Genomic DNA, 19149 nt, shown 5'->3' with positions numbered 1-19149 from the left:
CATTCGGGCTGAGCGCTTTATGCCAGCCAAACCCGGAGAGCCTTCGAACGGCGCGCACGGGTGGCAAAGCGCCATCCCGCCGGGACGGGACGGCGCTCGCCCGGCGGCTTCGCCTTGATTCCGGGCGGATCGCAACAGCACGCAATATCCGACAGGATAAGACAAACAAAAGGCCAGCAGACCCCATGACCCTCATCCTCGCCATCGACCAAGGCACCACCTCGACCCGCGCGATCCTCTTTGACGACAAGCTGCAGGTCACCGCCTCGGCGCAGGAGGAGTTCCCGCAGCATTTCCCGCAAAGCGGCTGGGTCGAACATGATCCGCTCGATCTGTGGTCCACCACCGCCGCCACCTGCCGCGCGGTGGTCGAGAAAGCGGGCGTCGGCGCGGATGACATCGCGGCCATCGGCATCACCAACCAGCGCGAGACCACGCTGGTGTGGGAGAAGGACACCGGCAAGCCGATCCACAACGCCATCGTCTGGCAGGATCGCCGCACCTCCGAGATGTGCCGCAAGCTGCGCGACGAGGGTTTCGAAGAGACGGTCACCGAAAAGACCGGCCTGCTGCTCGACCCCTATTTCTCGGCGACCAAACTGGCGTGGATCCTCGACCGGGTGGAGGGCGCGCGCGAACGGGCAGAGAAGGGCGAGCTGCTCTTTGGTACGGTCGACAGCTGGCTGGTGTGGAAACTGACCGGCGGCGCGGTGCATGCCACCGACGCCACCAATGCCGCCCGCACCATGCTCTACAACATCCGCGAGGGCCGCTGGTCCGAGGCGATCTGCAAGCGGCTGAACATTCCCACCAAGATGCTGCCCGAGGTGCGCGATTGCGACGCGAACTTCGGCGAGTGCCGCGCCGATCTCTTCGGGCGCCCGATCCCGATCCTCGGTATCGCGGGCGATCAGCAGGCGGCGACGATCGGGCAGGCGTGCTTTCAGCCCGGCATGGTCAAATCCACCTATGGCACCGGCTGTTTTGCCTTGCTCAACACCGGCGACACGCCCGTGGTCTCGCAAAACCGGCTGCTGACCACCATCGCCTATCGCATCGGCGGCAAGACCACCTATGCGCTCGAAGGCTCGATCTTCGTGGCAGGCGCGGTGATCCAATGGCTGCGCGACGGGCTGCAGGTGATCCGCCATGCCGCCGAAAGCCAGCCCTTGGCCGAAGCGGCAGACCCGGCGCAAGAGCTTGTGCTGGTGCCCGCCTTCACTGGCCTTGGCGCGCCCTATTGGAATGCCGACTGCCGGGGGGCGATCTATGGGCTCACCCGCAACTCCGGCCCCGCCGAGTTCGCCCGCGCCGCGCTGGAAAGCGTCGGTTATCAGACCCGCGACCTGATCGAGGCGATGAAGGCCGACTGGAGCGCGGCGCATGGCGATGTGGAGATGGCGGCGCTGCGCGTCGACGGCGGGCTCAGCGCGTCAGACTGGGGGATGCAGTATCTGTCGGATATTCTCGACGCGCCGGTCGAACGGCCCACGGTGCTTGAGACCACGGCCATGGGCGCCGCGTGGCTGGCCGGGCAAAAGGCGGGGCTGATGCCGGGTATGGAAGCCTTTGCGGAGGCATGGGCGCGCGAGGCGCGGTTCGAGCCGCAGATGGAGGCGGCGCTGCGCGAGCGCAAATACGCCGCATGGCGACGCGCGGTCGCGGCGACCATGGATTTCGGCGCACCGGGCGAGGGGACCGCGCCCGCCGAATAAGTCCGCCGACCAGTTCTGGTGTCCCGCCCCGGAGGCATTCTCTGGGGCGACTTTATGTTGCGTAATTGTAACATACCGTGGCGCCACCGCAGCGCCACGATTGAGGCTCTGCAAGGAACGTGGTTCTTCGCAGGGGCCAGCTAGCCGCGAGCAGTCCCCCTAAAATCCGCAACATCTCAACGCGTAGAGAGGATCGCTCATGGCATCCGCACGTGCGCGGCTGGCCTCTGGCACAGCCGTCTTTCTTCTGTCCGCCGTCCCGCTGACCCCGGTGCTGGCGCAGGATTTCACCCTCGGCGACGAGGCCGAGTATGAGCTCGGCACAATCGTTCTGACCGCCGAAGAACAGATCAAACAGGCCTTGGGCACCTCGACCATCACCGAGGAAGACCTGCAGAAGCAGCCGGTCGTCAACGATGTGGCCGAGATCATCCGCAAGATGCCCGGCGTCAACCTCAGCGGCACCTCGCCGTCGGGCCAGCGCGGCAACCAGCGGCAGGTCGACATCCGCGGCATGGGCCCTGAGAACGTGCTGATCCTGATCGACGGCAAGCCGGTGCTGTCGCGCACCTCGGTCAAGCAGGGCCGCTCGGGCGAGCGCGACACCCGCGGCGACACCAACTGGGTGCCCGCCGAAATGGTCGAAAGCATCGAGGTCATCCGCGGCCCGGCAGCGGCCCGCTATGGTTCGGGCGCGGCGGGCGGCGTGGTGAACATCATCACCAAGCAACCCGACGAAGATCTGCTGCAGCTCAGCACCTTCTTCGATGTGCCCGAAAGCAGCAGCGAGGGCATGACCCAGCGCTACAACGTGCTCTGGGCAAAGCGTCTGACCGACACACTCGGCCTGCGCTTCTCGGGCAGCTACAACAAGACCGATGGCGACGACACCGACATCAACGAGGCCGAAGCCGAGTGCTCGACGGATGAGGATACCGGCGAGGAAAGCTGTTATTCCGACTCCGGCAACGAGGGGGTGATCAACAAGGACGCCTCGCTGCGTCTCAGCTGGGAGCCCAGCGATATTAACCGTTTCGATGTCGATCTGGGCTGGTCGCGTCAGGGCAACATCTATGCGGGCGACACGCTGCTCGGCAATGGCATCGGCAACGACTCGCGCGAGGACGTGAACGAACTGGCCGAGGATGGCTCCGAGACCAACTCCATGGAGCGCTACACCTTCGGCGTCACTCACAACGGCAGCTACGGCTGGGGTGAGACGATGAGCTATCTGCAGTTCGAGCGCACGATCAACGAGCGCCTCTCCGAAGGCGGCGCGGGCGGCAGCGAAGGCGCGATCAACTCGCAGAGCGACTGGGACATCGTGACCCTGAACGCCCTCTCGGCGAAACATGAAAGCTACCTCAACCACAGCACGCTGGGCCGCCCGTCGGCGCTGACGCTGGGCGCCGAGGCGCGCTATGAGATGCTGGACCTCAGCGGTTACAACTCGTTCGCCACGGTGGAATCCGACGACTTCGATCCGGCCAGCGGCGATGAGCTCACCGAGCAGGCGACGCTTGGCCTCTACCTCGAAGACAACATCGAGTGGACCGACAAGCTGACGCTGACCCCCTCGGTCCGCCTCGATTACGCCGACACCTTTGGCTACAACTGGTCGGGCGGGCTCAATGCCTCCTACGCGATCAACTCCGCTTGGACGATCAAAGGCGGCGTGGCCAAAGCGTTCAAATCGCCGACGCTCTACCAGCTGGCCGACAACTACGTCTATGTGACCTCGGGCAATGGCTGCCCCTATCCCTATTACCGCGACGGGCCGTGCTACGTGCTGTCGAACCCGGACCTGAAGCCCGAGACCTCGATCAACAAGGAAATCGGCATTCAGTACACCGGCATGAACGGTATGAACGCCACGCTGACCTATTTCCACAACGACTACCGCGACAAGATCCAGTCGGGCACCGAACAGGTCGGCACGGCCTCGGTCTATCAGCGCGGCGCGTGGCGGGATGGGCGCCTGTACCAGTGGGAGAACATTCCCCAGTCGCGGGTGCAGGGTCTGGAGGGCAGCTTTGCCACCCCGATCGGCGAGGACTTCAACCTTCGCGTCAACGGCACCTATATGATCGAGTCGGTCCAGCAGCTCGAGCTTGAGGGTGGCGGCTCGGTCGAAGTGCCGCTGTCGCTGGTTCCCGAGTACACGATCAACGCCGCCTTGGACTGGCAGGCGAACGAGCGCATGACCGTGACGCCCTCGCTGACCCACTACGGCAAGATCGAGGCCACGAGCTACAGCGCCACCACGGGCTATGAAGAGGATGACACCGAGGACCGCGATCCCTACACGCTGGTCAATCTCGGCATGTCCTATCAGTTCGACAACGGCTTTAACCTGAAGGCCGGGGTGACCAACCTCTTCAACACCGAGATCCTGCGCTCGGGCGACGGGGCCAACACCTACAACGAGCCGGGGCGGGCCTATTACTTCGGCCTGACCAAGACGTTCTGAGGGCGTTTGCCACGGTCAAACCCGCTGCATGAAAAGGGCGGGCCGGATTTCCGGCCCGCCCTCCTTTTTGGGGACATACGTCTGGAACGTTCAGCGATCAGTGCGTCGCGTCAGCGCCGCGTACTGCGGCCACATCGCTGGCGCTTACCGCACCCGCGTCGTTGCCCCATGCCTTGCGCAGCCATGTCGCCAGCTCGGCCACTTCGCCATCCGACATTCGGTCGGCATAGCCCTGCATGCGCAGCGTCATCGGACGCTTGGCCGTGCCCGGCACCTCGGCACCATTCAGGATCACCGAGATCAGCGGCTTGGTTTCCGAGCCCGTCACCAGATGGTTGTCCTGCAGTTCCGGGAAGATGCCCGGAGCGCCCTTGCCGGTGGCAAAGTGGCAGCCGATGCAGTTGTCGGTGTAGAGACGCGCGCCCAGCGGCATTTCGGGATCCGCCGAGATCAGCATCTCTGCGGTTTCGCGGCCCGCATCGTCCGCTTCCGGATCCGGGGTCACGATCGGGCCTGCATCAGCGACAGTCTCGGGGGTCTCGACTTCTGCACCATCCATCCCCTTGAGGAAGGCGGCCATGGCGAGGTTGTCCTCATCGGTCAGATACTGCAGCGAGTGCTCGACCACGAGGCCCATCTCGCCGTTGGCGGCGGAATGCGCGTTGCGGCCGGTGGCAAGATAGTCCGCCAGCTCGCCCACGCTCCACGCCTGCGGAGCAGAGCCTTCGCCGCGCAGCGCCGGCGCGTTCCAGCCGTCGATGACGCCGCCGGTGAGGAAGCCGTCCTCATCCGCCGTCACACCGTCCTGCGCCATGAAGGGGGTGCGGGGGCTGTGGCACGCGGCGCAGTGGCCGGGGCCTTCGACGAGATACTGACCTCGGTCCTGCAGTTCGGACGCGCCCACCGGGTTGAACCCGGCGTCATGGGTCAGCGCCAGCCAGTTCCACGCGCGGATGCCGAAGCGCAGGTTGAAGGGGAACTTCAGCTGCGTTTCCTGCACCTCTTTCGACACCGGCTCGACCTCTGCCATGAGGTAGTCATAAAGGGCACGAATGTCCTCTTCCTTCATCAGGCGATAGTTCTCATAGGGCATCGCCGGATAAAGAAGGGTGCCGCCCTTGGCGATGCCGTCGACCATGGCCGCGCGGAAGTCGTCATAGGACCACTCGCCGATGCCGGTCTCGGCGTCGGGGGTGATGTTGGTCGACCAGATGGTGCCCATGGGCGAGGCGATGGCGCGGCCACCGGCAAGCGGCGCGCCACCCTCGGCGGTGTGGCAGGCCACACAGTCCGAGGCATGCATCACATATTCGCCCTGACCGGGCTCGGGCTCCCAGTTGGCAGCCAGTTCCTCAGCCGGTGCGCTACGCTGCACGGGCACGAAGATGAAGGCGAGCAGGCAGACGATGCCCAGAACCACGAGGCCGCCGACAATGCGGAGAAAGGTCTTCATTTACGTTCTCCTCAGACCAGCGGACGGGGGTTCGAGAGGTACTGCGTACGGATCGCATGCACCGTGTGATAGGCCAGACCGCCCACAAGCCCGGTCGGGTTGTACTGGGTGTTCTGCACGAAGTTGCCCGCGCCCATGGCGAAGACGTTGTGCGCCTTGAAGGTCTGGGAGTAGCGGTTGACCGCGCCTTCCTGCGCGTTCTCGGCCATGATGTGACCACCGGTGTTGTGCGTCGTCTGATAGGGACGCACGTCGTATTGCGCACCGATGTCCTTGAACCCGGCCTGCATGATGTCCGGGTTCATCGAAGCGGCCAGCGGCTCCATCTTCGACTTCATGAACTGGTTCATCTTCAGGTCGTTGTCCTGCCAGTTGAACGTCATGCGCATCAGCGGACGGCCGTGGCGGTCGGTGTAGGTGGGATCGAGGTCGAGGTGGTTGTTCGCATAGGCCATATGCGAGCCATGCGAGCCGATCGACATGGCGTGGCCGTACCACTCGCCGATGCCTTCCTTCCAGCCCGCGCCCCAGCTCGGCGTGCCCTTGGGCAGCGGCATGTTGCGGATCGGCTGGCCGTTGAACGTGCCCGAGCGCCAGTAAGAACCACCGATGAAGCCCTCGGCGCCGAAGTCGTTCTGGCTGATCGAGAAGTCGTCGATGACCATGCCGTTGGCACCGTGGCCGACGAAGGGGTTGAACTCGGCGTCCTTGAAGAACATCGAGACGCCGCCGTTCATCTGGTAGGCGTAGTTCTTGCCCAGCGTGCCCTCACCGGTCAGCGGGTTGTAGGCTTCGCCCAGACCCGAGAGCAGCATCAGGTGCACGTTGTTGAGCTGGTAGCTCGACAGGATCACGATGTCGGCGGGCTGGAAGACTTCTTCCTGCGCCGCTTCGTCCCAATAGGTGACGCCGGTCGCGGTCTTGCCGTCTTCGGCGAGTTCCACGCGCAGCACTTCCGAGCCGGTGCGGTACTCGAAGTTCGGCATGCGCTTCAGCGCGCCGAGGATCGCCGTTTGCGGCGAGGACTTGGAGTATTGGTAGCAGCCGTAGCGCTCGCAGAAGCCGCAGAAGTTACACGGCCCCATCTGCATCCCATAGGGGTTCACATAGGACGTGGACGCGATGCCTGCCGAGGCCGGGAACGGGTGGTAGCCCATCGCCTTGGCGGCTTCTTGGAATTTCGCGGAATCGTAGGTGGTCGGCAGCGGCGGCATCGGGAAGTCTTCCGAGCGCCAGCCTTCGAACGGGTTGCCGCCTTCGCGGATCTCGCCGTTGAGGTTGCCCGCATAGCCGGAGATGCCCGCGACCTTCTCGAACTGCGTGAAGAACGGTTCGAGCTCATCGTAGCTGACCGGGTAGTCCGCAAGGTTCATGCCCTCGGGAATGATCTGCTCGCCAAAGGTTTCCTCGACGTAGGAGCGCAGACGCATCTCGACTTCCTGCGGACGCCAGTTGAGGCCGTTCCAGTGCGTGCCGGCACCGCCAACGCCATTGCCGGGCAGGAACGATCCAAGCGAGCGGTAGGGCAGCGCGCGTTCGCCATCGTTGCGGCGCACGGTAACGGTCTGCTGGCTCGGCTTTTGCATCATCTTCAGACGCACGCCGTATTTCAGCTCGTCGATCTGCTGCGGGTATTCGAAGTTGGGGACGGTGCTCTGATCATGGCCGCGCTCCAGCGCGACGATGTCGAGGCCTTCCTGCGCCAGCTCGATGCCTGCGATCGAACCGGTCCAGCCGAGGCCGACAATGACCACGTCCTTCTTTTTTTCCTGACGTGCCATTGTTATGCCCTTTCGCCGCTGATCGAGACCGGACCAAGCGGGTATTTCACGTTGTGGCGCTCGGGCCATTCCCGATAGGCCGCGCGGGCACCGGGGAAGCCGATGTAGACCCAGGACTGCATGCCTTGGTTGCCGCCGTATTGCGGGTCGGCAAAATAGCCTTCCTTGGTGTTGCTCAGCAGCAGACCCCAAAACTCGCGCAGCTCGTTGGCCAGCGCGACGTCGCCGTTCTGCAGCGAGGTGAGCGAGGCGTCCTGCTGTTCGGGCGAGAGATCGGCAAAGGCCGCGCCATGGGTCTCTTGGCACCAGGCGTCAAAGGCGGGGATCGCCTGACGATAAACCTCGGCGGGGGTCAGCGGCGTCTGCCAGCCACGCGCGGGCTCGGCGGCGGCGTCATGCGGGCTTTCCATGTACCAATCGTCGGCGGTGCCGTAATCGCTGGCAAGCTGGCGGTCGATAAACACCGGCACACGCGCTTCGATCGCGCCGGGGCCATCGCCTTCGGAGGGGATGAGCCGCGCGGTCGCAGCCATCACAAAGGCCCATTCATCGGCGCTGAGATATTCGCGTTCGTATTGGTCGAGGGAGACGGGCGCCGGGGCTTCTTGCGCAGAGGCAGAGGCGGCGAGACCCGAGAGGGCGACACCAGCGGCGGAGGCTTTCAGAAAGCCCCGGCGGCTCGGGTATCCGGGTAGATCGGTCATAAAGGGGTGTCCTGCCGGTACTTAGGTGGAACAAACGTGCGCTCGCGCAGAGCGACACTTTGTCGCCCTACGCGGCGTCACCTTGCCGCGCAAGATGACCACGCCCGGATGCAACGCCGCTATGATCACAGATCATAAGCCCTTGAAGAGGCGACACGAAAACGTGACTTTGCGCATGATGACGGGAAAACCCCTCAAAATGAGGGCCGCCATGCATCGCGCATGACGGATTTGTTTAGCGTTAAACCACCCCTGTGAGCCCAGCCCGCACACTCACTGTGCATGAATGCAGAAGTCGCGTTTCCCTGCTGTGATCGCCGTGTTCTCGCATTTCGCACACAGCTGCATGCCAAAAAAAACGCCGCGGTCAGCAGGGCTGACCGCGGCGCGGAAATCTCTCACAATGAACGCTGGCGTCAGAAGTCCCAGTCTTCATCCTCGGTGGCCACGGCCTTGCCGATCACATAGCTCGAACCCGAGCCCGAGAAGAAGTCGTGGTTCTCGCTGTCAGGGCTCAGCGCGGCCAGAATAGCGGGGTTCACCTCGGCAGCTTCAGGCGGGAAAAGCGCTTCGAAACCAAGGTTCTGCAGCGCCTTGTTCGCGTTATAGTGGAGGAAGGCCTTGACCTCTTCCGTCAGCCCGATGCCGTCATACAGCTCTTCGGTGTAACGCGCCTCGATGTCGTAAAGCTCGAACAGCAGCGAGAAGGCGTATTCCTTCAGTTCGGCCTTGCGCTCCTCGCTCTCGCGCTCCAGCGCGCGCTGGAACTTGTAGCCGATGTAATAGCCATGCACCGCCTCGTCACGGATGATCAGGCGGATGAGGTCGGCGGTGTTGGTCAGCTTGGCGCGGCTCGACCAATACATCGGCAGGTAGAAGCCCGAGTAGAACATGAAGCTCTCGAGGAACACCGAGGCGACCTTGCGCTTCAGCGGATCGCTGCCCGCGGCATAGGTTTCCAGCACCGCGCGCGCCTTGGCCTGCAGATGCGGGTTCTCTTCCGACCAGCGGAAGGCCTCATCGACCTCACGGGTCGAGCAAAGCGTCGAGAAGATCGAGCTGTAGCTGCGCGCGTGCACCGCTTCCATGAAGGCGATATTGGTCAGCACCGACTCTTCATGCGGGGTCTGCGCATCGGGCATCATCGCCGGCGCGCCGACGCTGTTCTGGATGGTGTCCAGCAGCGTGAGCCCGGTGAACACCCGGATGGTCAGCCGCTGCTCGGCCTCGGTCAGCGTCGCCCAGCTTTGCACGTCGTTCGACAGCGGCACCTTCTCGGGCAGCCAGAAGTTGACGGTCAGACGGTTCCAGACCTCGAGGTCCTTCTCGTCCTGCAGCCGGTTCCAGTTGATCGCCCGCGGCACGGCGGGGGAGGTGACACTGTCCTTCATCGGATCATCCCATTCGCGGGCCATCGGCCCTCTATCATCCAGAGCGCCCCGCGCCCCTTTCATTGTTCCACAAATACGCCGGGGGTCCGGGGGCAGCGCCCCCGGTCCAGCGAAGGTCTCAGAGCGTGCAGGACACGCAGCCCTGCACCTCGGTGCCCTCCAGCGCGGTCTGGCGCAGGCGCACGTAGTAGATCGTCTTGATTCCCTTCTTCCATGCGTAGATCTGCGCGCGGTTGATGTCCCGCGTGGTCGCCTCGGCGGGGAAGAAAAGCGTCAGCGACAGGCCCTGATCCACGTGTTCGGTGGCGGCGGCATAGGTGTCGATGAGCTTCTCCGGACCGATCTCATAGGCGTCGCGGTAATACTCGAGGTTCTCGTTGTTCATGAAGGCGGCCGGGTAGTAGACGCGGCCGATCTTGCCTTCCTTGCGGATCTCGATCTTCGACACGATCGGGTGGATCGAGGAGGTCGAGTTGTTGATGTAGCTGATCGAACCGGTGGGCGGCACCGCCTGCAGGTTGCGGTTGTAAAGCCCGTGCTCCATCACGTCGGCCTTCAGTTGCTCCCAGTCGGCGCGCGTCGGCAGGGTGATGCCGTCGAACAGCGCCACGACGGTCTCGCTCTGCGGCAGCCAGTCGCGGGTCACATATTTCTCGAAGAAGCTGCCGTCGGCGTATTTCGACTTCTCGAAGCCCTTGAAGGTCATGCCTTTTTCCCGCGCCATGGCGCAGGAGGCGCGCAGCGCGTGATAGGCCACGGCGGCGAAATAGACCGAGGTGAACTCGACCCCCTCGTCCGAGCCGTAGTGCACATGCTCGCGGGCGAGATAGCCATGCAGGTTCATCTGGCCAAGGCCAATCGCGCGGCTCTCATCGTTGCCGCGGCGGATCGAAGGGACGCTGTCGATCGCCGACATTTCCGACACCGCGGTCAGCGCGCGGATCGCGGTCTCGATCGAGGTGCCGAAGTTGGGGCCGTCCATGGTCTTGGCGATGTTCATCGACCCGAGGTTGCACGAGATGTCGGTGCCCAGCTTCGAGTAGCTCAGGTCGTCGTTAAACTCCGACGCCTCGGCCACCTGCAGGATCTCCGAGCAGAGGTTCGACATGGTGATGCGCCCGTCCACCGGGTTCATCTCGTTCACCGTGTCCTCGAACATGATGTAGGGATAGCCGCTCTCGAACTGGATCTCGGCCAGCGTCTGGAAGAAGGCGCGGGCGTTGATCTTGGTCTTGCGGATACGCTTGTCCTCGACCATCTCCTCGTATTTCTCGGTGACCGAGATTTCCGAGAAGGGCACACCATAGACTTTCTGCACGTCATGCGGCGAGAAGAGGTACATCGGCTCGTTGCGCTTGGCGAGCTCGAAGGTCACGTCGGGGATCACCACGCCAAGGCTGAGGGTCTTGATGCGGATCTTCTCGTCGGCGTTCTCGCGCTTGGTGTCGAGGAACTTCAGGATGTCGGGGTGGTGCGCGTTCAGGTAGACCGCGCCCGCGCCCTGACGCGCGCCGAGCTGGTTGGCGTAAGAGAAGCTGTCCTCGAGCAGCTTCATCACCGGGATGACGCCCGAGGACTGGTTCTCGATGCCTTTGATCGGGGCACCGGCCTCACGGATGTTGGTCAGCATCAGGGCGACGCCGCCGCCACGCTTCGACAGCTGCAGCGACGAGTTGATCGCGCGGCCGATGCTTTCCATGTTGTCTTCGATGCGCAGCAGGAAGCAGGAGATCAGCTCACCGCGGCTCTTCTTGCCTGCGTTGAGGAAGGTCGGCGTGGCGGGCTGGAAGCGGCCCGACAGGATCTCTTCCATGAAGGACATCGCCAGCCCTTCGTCGCCGCGCGCCAACGCCAGCGCCACCATCACCACACGGTCCTCGTAGCGTTCGAGGAAGCGTTTCCCGTCGCGGGTCTTCAGCGTGTAGGAGGTGTAGTATTTGAACGCGCCGAGGAAGGTCGGGAAGCGGAACTTCTTGGCAAAGGCCGCGTCCCAGATCTTCTGCAGGAAGCTCTGCTCATACTGCGCGAGAACCTCGGCCTCGTAGTAGCCCTCGTCGACGAGATAGCCCAGTTTCTCGGTCAGCGAGTGAAAGAACACCGTGTTCTGGTTCACGTGCTGCAGGAAATACTGCCGCGCGGCCATGCGGTCCGCCTCAAAGCGGATGTTGCCGGCCTCGTCATAGAGGTTCAGCATCGCGTTGAGCGCGTGGTAATCCAGCGTCTCGTTCAGGCGGTCAAGCATGGGGTCCCCCAGAAAGCGTCGAGCCCGTCGTTGACGCGGGCGAAATCCTTGGTCGTTCCCGCCAGCTCGAAGGAATAGAGCAGGGGGACATTGCATTTTTGCGCGATGACGCGGCCCGCAAGGGCGAAGGTCTCGCCGAAGTTGCGGTTGCCGCCAGCGATCACGCCGCGCAGCAGCGCGCGGCGGGACGGGTCATTAAGAAAGCGGATCACCTGTTTCGGCACCGCGCCCCGGCCCTCGCCATCGGCGTAGGTCGGGCAGATCAGCACGAAGGGATCGGCGGTCTCGGGCGTCATCTCTTTCGGCGACACCGGGATGCGCAGCGCCGCCCGGCCAAGGCCAGAGATGAAGCGCGCGGTATTGCCGCTGGCAGAAGAAAAATAGACGAGCCCGGACATGGCCGATCCCCTCGAATGATCAGGAGGCGATGCGTGCGATCAGGTCGGGGCGGAAGCCCGACCAGTGGTCCTCGCCCGAGGTGACCACGGGCGCCTGGCGGTAGCCCATCTCGGTGACGCGAGCCATGGCGTCGGCGTCCTCGGTCAGGTCGATCACGTTGTAATCGATGCCCTTGGCGTCGAGCGCGCGGGTGGTTGCGGTGCACTGCACGCAGGCCGGTTTCGAGTAGACGGTGATCATGCTCTTGCGTCCTAAGCTGTGAAGGGGAGGGCGCGCCGCCGGACAGGACTTTTGCCTGCCGCCGTTTGATCACGCCCCGAACCCTCCGTTCGTGGTAAATTCTATCCGGCTTCCGGCAGGTCTCCTGGCTTTGCGGGTCGTGGTTCCGGCCGCGCCTTCCCGGGATATCCCAGTGGCTCTCAGGGCCTTCACTCGCCGCTTACAGTTGCGGGGGCAGCACCGGAATCAGACCGGTTTCCCTCTTAGCGCCGCGCCGGGCCGTCACCCGACTCGATGAACCGAAAGCAACTACATGTAGATCAGTTCACCAATAGGCCGTCAACATACAGTTAACGGTGGGCTGATCGGAAATCGCAAGATGATGTGGAATGAGGCAGATGAGACACGCGGCGCAGGTGGTGCCTCGGAATGCCTGCGGTCCAGAGACCACATCCGCCACGGCAGCGCCAGACGCCGCAATCCGAGCCCGCCCTTGCATCATTGAGCGGTGGACTGCTGCGACCAACGTAGACCGCAGAAACCGAGGCGGAATTGGCGCGCCTTCGCTGCCATGCACACAGAGCAGGGCAGGCTTGCAGCTTTTGCGATTGTGAGCAATTGGAACAGTTAGTACATTCTGCTCACAGACGCGGAAACGCGCTACGGGATTTCCCGGGGCTTACTCCTCCTCCCTCAAGCCCCGGAAATCGGCGGCGACCCTTCTCCTCCTCCCTTGGGTCGCCGCCTCCCCCCGTATCTTTCCCAAACGCTATCTTCCCTAAGGTTCCGAACCTCTGCATGGTCGATCCCGCGTGGGCGGCAATGCGCCGATCCTTCCGCGCAGACGCCGCCGGGCCTCATGGTCCGCCCATCCCGTGCCATAGGAGTTTCGCATGCCCCATATCGTTCTCGTCGCGACCGGAGGCACCATCGCCTCTTTTGCTCAGACCGAAGGGGGCCCGGTGACCGCCGGGCTGACCGGCGACGCGCTGCTGAAAAACCTGCACGCCCCATTGCCGGGCATCGAGGTCACCGTCGACAACCTTCCCGCGGCGGGCAGCAACGCGCTGACACTAGAGACAGTGCATAGCTTCTGCCGCCATATTGACGCGCGTCTGGCCGAGCCGGGTGTCGATGGGGTGGTCGTCACCCATGGCACCGACACGATGGAGGAAAGCGCCTTCCTCGCCCGCCTGCTGGTCAAATCCGACAAGCCCGTGGTGTTTACCGGGGCGCAGCGCCACGCGGGCCAGCCCGACACCGACGGGCCGCGCAACATGCGCGACGCGCTGCTCACCGCCGCCACGCCCGACCTGACCGGCGTCGGCGCGGTGATCGTCTTCGAGGGCGACATCCACGGCGCGCGCTACGTCAGCAAGGTGCACAGTTCGCGCGTCGACACCTTCCGCTCGAACGGCCACGGCAAGCTGGGCGAGATCGACGAGGGCGAGGTGCATCTCTACTCCCGCCCGGCGCGTCCGCGGTTTGTCATCGACACGCCCGCGCTCGATCCCGATGTCGAACTGGTGGCGCTGGGGCTCGGCAGCACGCCGCGCTATCTGCGGTGGGCCGGGGCCAATGGCGCCAGCGGCGCGGTGATCGAGGCCTTTGGCCGCGGCAATGCGCCCAAGGGCTTTGCGGATGCCGCGCGCGATCTGGTGGCGGCGGGCATCCCGGTAATCCTCGCCTCGCGCTGCCCCGAGGGGCGCACCCGCGCCATCTACGGCTCCGACAGCGGCGGCGTCACCATGGTGGAGGCAGGCGCACTGCTCGCCGGGGACCTGAGCGCCGCCAAGGCGCGGCTGCTGCTCGCCGCGCTCTTGCCGACCCTGCCCGCAGGTGCCGGGCGTATGGCGGCGATCGCCGAGGCCATCGCCAAGGTCTGACAGACCCTCCCGCGCGATTTTCCGCGCGGGCACGGGCATTTCCGCGGCGGATGCCTATCTCTAGCGAAGGCAAGAGACAGCAGGACCCCGCAGATGAGCAGTTTCCCCGATCGGATCGGCCCGATCCTCTATTTCCGTGCCGCAGAGGCAGATGCGCTGCGCGTCGCCGCGCTTGTGGTGCGCCCCGAGGGCGAGACGCCCGGCGAGATGCTGGCGGGCGGCATGGGTGTCGCCCCGCTGCCTCTGGCCGCCTGCGAGGGCCGCCAGCTTTGGCGCTATGATCTGACGCTGCCGCAGGACGCGCCGCACTACAGCTTCGAGGGCCGCGAGCGCCGGGTGCAGGTGGAACTCTCCGGCGATCTGCGCATCGCCTTCGTCTCCTGCAACGGCGAAGAGCATGGCGATCTTGGCCGCGACGCCGAAGAGCGCAACGCCATGTGGCAGCGCCTGCTTGGCCAGCACCGGGACAGCCCCTTTGGCCTCATGCTCATGGGCGGCGACCAGATCTATGCCGACGAGGCGACCGACGGCCATCCGCTCAGCGACGACTGGCCGGACGATATTCCCGAAAGCCCCACGCCCGCGCAGCTTGCCGATCTCGAACGCCACCTGCGCGCCCGCTTCTTCGAGCGCTACCTCAGCACCTTCTCGGCCCCCGGATTTTCCGAGGTCTCCGCCGAAGTGCCCGCGCTTTGCGTGTGGGACGATCACGATATCTGCGACGGCTGGGGCTCGCTGCACCGCGACGCCACCCGCTCGGCGGTGGGGCAGCTGCTGTTTCGCGTCGCGCGCGAGACCTATCTTCTGTTCCAACATGCGGCGCGCGAAGAGGATGTGCCGCAGCTTTTCCTCGACCCTGAGGGGCGCAGCCTGTCGTGGCGCCATGAACTGCCCGGCCTGACGCTCTTTGGCCCCGACCTGCGATCCGAGCGGGGGCGCCGGCAAGTCATGGGCGCGCCGGGCTGGCAGGGCGTCACCCAGATCGAAGGCGGCCCGCATACGTTCCTCGTCTCCTCCGTGCCGCTGCTCGGCCCGCGCCTGTCGCTGATCGAGGGGCTGATGATGGCGATCCCGAAGATGCAGAAATACGAGGACGATCTGCGCGACCAATGGCAGAGCCGCGCACATCGCGACGAATGGCGGCGGATGCTGAGCGAAGTGCTGCGGATGCGCCGCGCCGGGCCGGTCACCGTGCTGTCGGGAGAGATCCACCTTGCCACCCGCGCCGAGATGGGGGCGGGCGAGCATCTCATCCACCAGCTTGTCGCTTCGGGCATTTCGCACCGCGCGCCGCCGCGCGCCTATGCGCTGGGGCTGGGCACGCTGGCGGGACTGGGCGAGGCACCGCTGCCCGAGCATCCGATCCGCATCCGCCCGTTGCCGGGCCAAAGCACGCGCTACGCGGCAGAGCGCAACTACCTGCGGCTGGAGCGCCGCAGCGGCCAGTGGCGCGCGATCTGGGAGCTTGAGGACAGCGGCCCAACCCCGGCCATGGCACTGTGATGGCACCTTCGCGCTCCGCCTGTCACCATGACGCCGCCATGTAACCGGCTCGTGACATAAATGCAGCATGTGAAACTCATAATTTAGCCCGAGGCAGAATGACGCATGCGCAACGTCAGGTGGTACGAATCACCTGACCCGTCCGGTCCGTCTGGTTAGACTGCCCGTGCAGGAGGGAAGACGGCGTCGAGCCGGGCAGGGTCCGCCAAAGACCCGCGCCAGCGCCCCACGCCCTGCCTTCGTCCCGCGCAAGGATGACCATCCTATGGGAGAATTGACATGGACGGAAACGACATCAGCACCGCAGGCAAATGCCCGGTGATGCATGGCGGCCTGACCGAGCGGGGCCAGTCGGTCACCAGCTGGTGGCCCAAGAGCCTCAACCTCGACATCCTCAGCCAGCACGATCTGAAGACCAACCCGATGGGGCCGGACTTCGATTATCAAGAAGAGCTGAAATCGCTCGACGTCGAGGCGCTGAAGGATGACCTCCGTCAGCTGATGAAGGACAGCCAAGCGTGGTGGCCCGCCGATTGGGGGTCCTACGTCGGCATGTTCGCCCGCGTCGCGTGGCACGCGGCAGGCTCTTACCGTCTCGCCGACGGGCGCGGTGGCGGCGGCACCGGCAACCAGCGCTTCGCGCCGCTGAACTCCTGGCCGGACAACGTCAACACCGACAAGGGCCGCCGCCTGCTCTGGCCGATCAAGAAGAAATACGGAAACAAGGTCAGCTGGGCTGACCTGATGATCCTTTCGGGCACCATCGGCTATGAGGTCGCTGGCCTGAAGACGTTTGGCTTCGCCTTCGGCCGCGAAGACATCTGGCACCCCGAAAAGGACGTCTACTGGGGCGCCGAGAAGGAATGGCTCGCTGCCTCCGACAACCGCTATGACGACGTGTCGAACCCCGCGACCATGGAGAACCCGCTGGCCGCCGTGCAGATGGGCCTGATCTACGTGAACCCCGAAGGGGTGAACGGCCAGCCCGATCCGCAGAAGACCGCCGAGCAGGTCCGCGAGACCTTCAAGCGCATGGCGATGGATGACGAGGAAACCGCCGCGCTCACCGCAGGCGGGCACACCATCGGCAAATGCCACGGCAATGGTCTCGCCGAGAACCTCAGCGCCGATCCCGAAGCCGCCGAGCCCGAGTACCAGGGCATCGGCTGGATGAACACCAAGGGCCGCAGCATTGGCCGCGATCAGGTGGTCTCGGGCATCGAGGGCGCATGGACCTCCAACCCCACGCAATGGGACATGGGCTGGTTCGACATGCTCTTCGGCCACGAGTGGGAGCTGAAGAAATCCCCCGCCGGCGCATGGCAGTGGATGCCGGTGGACATCAAAGAAGAGGACATGCCCGCCGACGTCGAAGACCCGTCGATGAAGACCATGCCGATCATGACCGACGCCGATATGGCGATGAAAGTGGACCCGGCCTATAACGCGATCTGCCAGAAGTTCATGGCCGACCCCGCCTATTTCGCCGACACTTTCGCCCGCGCGTGGTTCAAGCTGACGCATCGCGACATGGGCCCCAAAGCGCGCTACTTCGGCCCGGACGTTCCCGCCGAGGATCTGATCTGGCAGGACCCTGTCCCCGCGGGGACAACCGATTACGACGTTGCCGCGGTGAAGGCGAAAATCGCTGCATCCGGCCTCAGCCCTGCCGAAATGATCGCAACCGCCTGGGACAGCGCCCGCACCTACCGCGGCTCGGACATGCGTGGCGGCGCCAATGGCGCGCGCATCCGGCTGGCGCCGCAAAAGGACTGGGCGGGCAACGAGCCCGTGCGTCTTGCCAAGGTGCTTTCGGTGCTGGAACCCATCGCCGCCGAAAGCGGTGCCTCCATTGCCGATGTGATCGTGCTGGCGGGCAATCTCGGGGTCGAGCAGGCGGCCAAGGCCGCGGGCGTCGATCTTGACCTGCCCTTCGCGCCGGGCCGCGGCGACGCCACCGACGAGATGACCGACGCTGAAAGCTTCGATGCGCTCGAGCCGCTGGCCGATGGCTTCCGGAACTGGCTCAAGCAGGACTATGCCGTCTCCGCCGAGGAGTTGATGCTCGACCGCGCGCAGCTGATGGGGCTGACCGCGCCGCAGATGGTGGCGCTCTTCGGCGGTATGCGCGCCATGGGCACCAACCACGGCGGCACGGCGCATGGGGTCTTCACCGACCGCCCCGGCGCGCTCAGCAACGACGTGCTGGTCAACCTCGTGGACATGGCCAACACCTGGGTGCCGGTAGGAGAGGGGCTCTATGAGGTCCGCGACCGCCAGAGCGGCGCGGTCAAATGGACCGCCACCCGCATGGACCTGATCTTCGGCTCCAACTCGATCCTGCGCGCCTATGCCGAGGTCTACGCGCAAGACGACAACGCCGGGAAATTCGTCAAGGATTTCGCCGCAGCCTGGACACAGGTGATGAACGCCGACCGCTTCGATCTGAAGTGAACTCGCGCATAAATTGAGAAGAGGCCCGCAGCCCTATGGCGCGCGGGCCTTTTTTCTGCGCGCAACCAAGCCGCCCCCCGGGCTTCTTCTCTTTAAAAATACGCCGGGGGAGTCGCGCGTCGCGCGACGGGGGCAGCGCCCCCTCAGCCCTTCGTCATTCAGCTCTGACCTGCCCGCGCCTTCAGCCGGTGCAGCACTTCCTCGCCGCCGCCATCGCCTTCGAAGAGTTGCCAGCGCTCCAAGAGCGGTTGGCCCGAGTTGCGGCAATGGTGCGCCATGGCCGCGCGTGCGCCACCGGCGTCGCGTGCGGCGAGCGCATCGACAATGGCCACATGCTCGTCGCGCGAGAACCGCGCAATGTCCTCGGCGCTCTGGCGGTTATTGAGGCGGGTCCATTCCGGATAGCGCTGACGCACGCGCCAGAATTCCTCGACCACCGAGACGAAGACCGAATTGCCGGTGGAGCGCGCGACGATCAGATGGAACTCGCGGTCATGCGCCTCGATCCGGTCGAAGGGCAGGGCGGTGTCGCACATGCCCTCGATACAGGCGTTCAGCGCCGCGATTTCCTCGGGCGAGATCGCCCCGGCGGCGATGGCGGCAATCTCGGGCTCGAAGACGGCGCGCGCCTCGACCAGTTCGAAGAAGCCCGGCAGGCCGCTCGGTTCGCCCTTCACCTCTGGCGGAGCGGCGGGCAGCGTATCGGCGACAAAGGCCCCGGCGCCGTAGCGGGTGACCACATAGCCCATAAGCTCCAGCGCGATCATCGCCTCGCGCACGGTGGTGCGGCTGACCCCGAGCTTTGCGACCAGATCCTTGTCGGCAGGCATCTTGGTGCCGGGCGCGAAGTCACCGGCGCGGATGCGCGCGGCGATCTCCTCGGCCACCAGCCGGTATCGTGGGGTCTGGATAATCGGGGTCAGCATCGCGTC

Annotated in this window: 13 protein-coding genes and 1 riboswitch; of the genes, 5 read left to right on the top strand and 8 right to left on the bottom strand. The window is 64.8% G+C overall.

Annotated elements, in window-relative coordinates; genetic code table 11:
• The first annotated feature begins 185 nt into the window (after positions 1-185).
• Both glpK and AYJ57_RS19635 read left to right on the top strand, forming a co-directional pair.
• Positions 186-1715, top strand: a complete 1530-nt coding sequence (gene glpK / locus AYJ57_RS19640) for a glycerol kinase GlpK (RefSeq protein ID WP_066110047.1) — start codon at positions 186-188, stop codon at positions 1713-1715.
• 199 nt (positions 1716-1914) lie between these two features.
• Complete coding sequence (locus AYJ57_RS19635; protein ID WP_066110045.1) at positions 1915-4185, top strand: FepA family TonB-dependent siderophore receptor; 2271 nt, start codon at positions 1915-1917, stop codon at positions 4183-4185.
• A gap of 97 nt (positions 4186-4282) precedes the next feature.
• Here the strand turns inward: AYJ57_RS19635 and AYJ57_RS19630 are convergent, their stop codons facing one another.
• From AYJ57_RS19630 to nrdH, 7 genes are all read right to left on the bottom strand, one after another.
• The gene (locus AYJ57_RS19630) at positions 4283-5638 is read right to left on the bottom strand and encodes a cytochrome c (protein WP_066110043.1); all 1356 of its coding nucleotides are present in this window, start codon (positions 5636-5638) and stop codon (positions 4283-4285) included.
• An 11-nt stretch (positions 5639-5649) separates the two neighbouring features.
• Positions 5650-7419 (bottom strand): GMC family oxidoreductase, encoded by a 1770-nt coding sequence (locus AYJ57_RS19625; RefSeq protein WP_066110041.1) that lies wholly within the window; start codon positions 7417-7419, stop codon positions 5650-5652.
• Positions 7420-7421: 2 nt separating this feature from the next.
• Positions 7422-8123: a gluconate 2-dehydrogenase subunit 3 family protein gene (locus AYJ57_RS19620; RefSeq protein ID WP_066110038.1), complete on the bottom strand. Its 702-nt coding sequence runs from the start codon at positions 8121-8123 to the stop codon at positions 7422-7424.
• Positions 8124-8539: 416 nt separating this feature from the next.
• On the bottom strand, positions 8540-9514 hold the full coding sequence (gene nrdF, locus AYJ57_RS19615; RefSeq protein WP_066110483.1) for a class 1b ribonucleoside-diphosphate reductase subunit beta: 975 nt from the start codon (positions 9512-9514) through the stop codon (positions 8540-8542).
• A 118-nt stretch (positions 9515-9632) separates the two neighbouring features.
• Positions 9633-11756: a class 1b ribonucleoside-diphosphate reductase subunit alpha gene (gene nrdE, locus AYJ57_RS19610; RefSeq protein ID WP_066110482.1), complete on the bottom strand. Its 2124-nt coding sequence runs from the start codon at positions 11754-11756 to the stop codon at positions 9633-9635.
• Positions 11741-12154, bottom strand: coding sequence for a class Ib ribonucleoside-diphosphate reductase assembly flavoprotein NrdI (gene nrdI / locus AYJ57_RS19605; protein WP_066110035.1), 414 nt, complete (start codon positions 12152-12154; stop codon positions 11741-11743). The genes nrdE and nrdI overlap by 16 nt, the downstream gene beginning before the upstream one ends.
• 19 nt (positions 12155-12173) lie before the next feature.
• A complete protein-coding gene (nrdH, locus tag AYJ57_RS19600; RefSeq protein WP_066110033.1) occupies positions 12174-12395 on the bottom strand; it encodes a glutaredoxin-like protein NrdH in 222 nt (73 codons plus the stop codon).
• A gap of 97 nt (positions 12396-12492) precedes the next feature.
• Positions 12493-12693, bottom strand: a riboswitch (cobalamin riboswitch).
• A gap of 574 nt (positions 12694-13267) precedes the next feature.
• On the opposite strand from nrdH, the gene AYJ57_RS19595 reads away from it, so the two are divergent.
• The 3 genes from AYJ57_RS19595 (at position 13268) to katG (ending at position 18217) form a co-directional block, all read left to right on the top strand.
• Positions 13268-14260 (top strand): asparaginase, encoded by a 993-nt coding sequence (locus AYJ57_RS19595; RefSeq protein ID WP_066110030.1) that lies wholly within the window; start codon positions 13268-13270, stop codon positions 14258-14260.
• Between the two features lie 93 nt (positions 14261-14353).
• Positions 14354-15763 (top strand): alkaline phosphatase D family protein, encoded by a 1410-nt coding sequence (locus AYJ57_RS19590; RefSeq protein WP_066110027.1) that lies wholly within the window; start codon positions 14354-14356, stop codon positions 15761-15763.
• A 279-nt stretch (positions 15764-16042) separates the two neighbouring features.
• On the top strand, positions 16043-18217 hold the full coding sequence (gene katG, locus AYJ57_RS19585) for a catalase/peroxidase HPI (RefSeq protein WP_066110023.1): 2175 nt from the start codon (positions 16043-16045) through the stop codon (positions 18215-18217).
• 158 nt (positions 18218-18375) lie between these two features.
• Here katG and AYJ57_RS19580 read toward each other — a convergent pair whose 3' ends face one another.
• Positions 18376-19143 carry a FadR/GntR family transcriptional regulator gene (locus AYJ57_RS19580; protein ID WP_066110020.1) on the bottom strand — a complete coding sequence of 256 codons (768 nt, stop codon included), beginning with the start codon at positions 19141-19143 and terminating at the stop codon, positions 18376-18378.
• Between the last annotated feature and the right edge of the window lie 6 nt (positions 19144-19149).

Origin of the sequence: Salipiger sp. CCB-MM3, from assembly GCF_001687105.1 — a bacterium.
Lineage (GTDB): Bacteria > Pseudomonadota > Alphaproteobacteria > Rhodobacterales > Rhodobacteraceae > Salipiger.
This window is presented reverse-complemented; position numbering and strand designations above follow the sequence as displayed.

Bases quoted from the DNA above. Each gene is read 5' to 3' on its own strand.
- glpK (WP_066110047.1), top strand. From the start codon at position 186: ATGACCCTCATCCTCGCCATCGACCAAGGCACCACCTCGACCCGCGCG.
- AYJ57_RS19635 (WP_066110045.1), top strand. From the start codon at position 1,915: ATGGCATCCGCACGTGCGCGGCTGGCCTCTGGCACAGCCGTCTTTCTT.
- AYJ57_RS19630 (WP_066110043.1), bottom strand. From the start codon at position 5,638: ATGAAGACCTTTCTCCGCATTGTCGGCGGCCTCGTGGTTCTGGGCATC.
- AYJ57_RS19625 (WP_066110041.1), bottom strand. From the start codon at position 7,419: ATGGCACGTCAGGAAAAAAAGAAGGACGTGGTCATTGTCGGCCTCGGC.
- AYJ57_RS19620 (WP_066110038.1), bottom strand. From the start codon at position 8,123: ATGACCGATCTACCCGGATACCCGAGCCGCCGGGGCTTTCTGAAAGCC.
- nrdF (WP_066110483.1), bottom strand. From the start codon at position 9,514: ATGAAGGACAGTGTCACCTCCCCCGCCGTGCCGCGGGCGATCAACTGG.
- nrdE (WP_066110482.1), bottom strand. From the start codon at position 11,756: ATGCTTGACCGCCTGAACGAGACGCTGGATTACCACGCGCTCAACGCG.
- nrdI (WP_066110035.1), bottom strand. From the start codon at position 12,154: ATGTCCGGGCTCGTCTATTTTTCTTCTGCCAGCGGCAATACCGCGCGC.
- nrdH (WP_066110033.1), bottom strand. From the start codon at position 12,395: ATGATCACCGTCTACTCGAAACCGGCCTGCGTGCAGTGCACCGCAACC.
- AYJ57_RS19595 (WP_066110030.1), top strand. From the start codon at position 13,268: ATGCCCCATATCGTTCTCGTCGCGACCGGAGGCACCATCGCCTCTTTT.
- AYJ57_RS19590 (WP_066110027.1), top strand. From the start codon at position 14,354: ATGAGCAGTTTCCCCGATCGGATCGGCCCGATCCTCTATTTCCGTGCC.
- katG (WP_066110023.1), top strand. From the start codon at position 16,043: ATGGACGGAAACGACATCAGCACCGCAGGCAAATGCCCGGTGATGCAT.
- AYJ57_RS19580 (WP_066110020.1), bottom strand. From the start codon at position 19,143: ATGCTGACCCCGATTATCCAGACCCCACGATACCGGCTGGTGGCCGAG.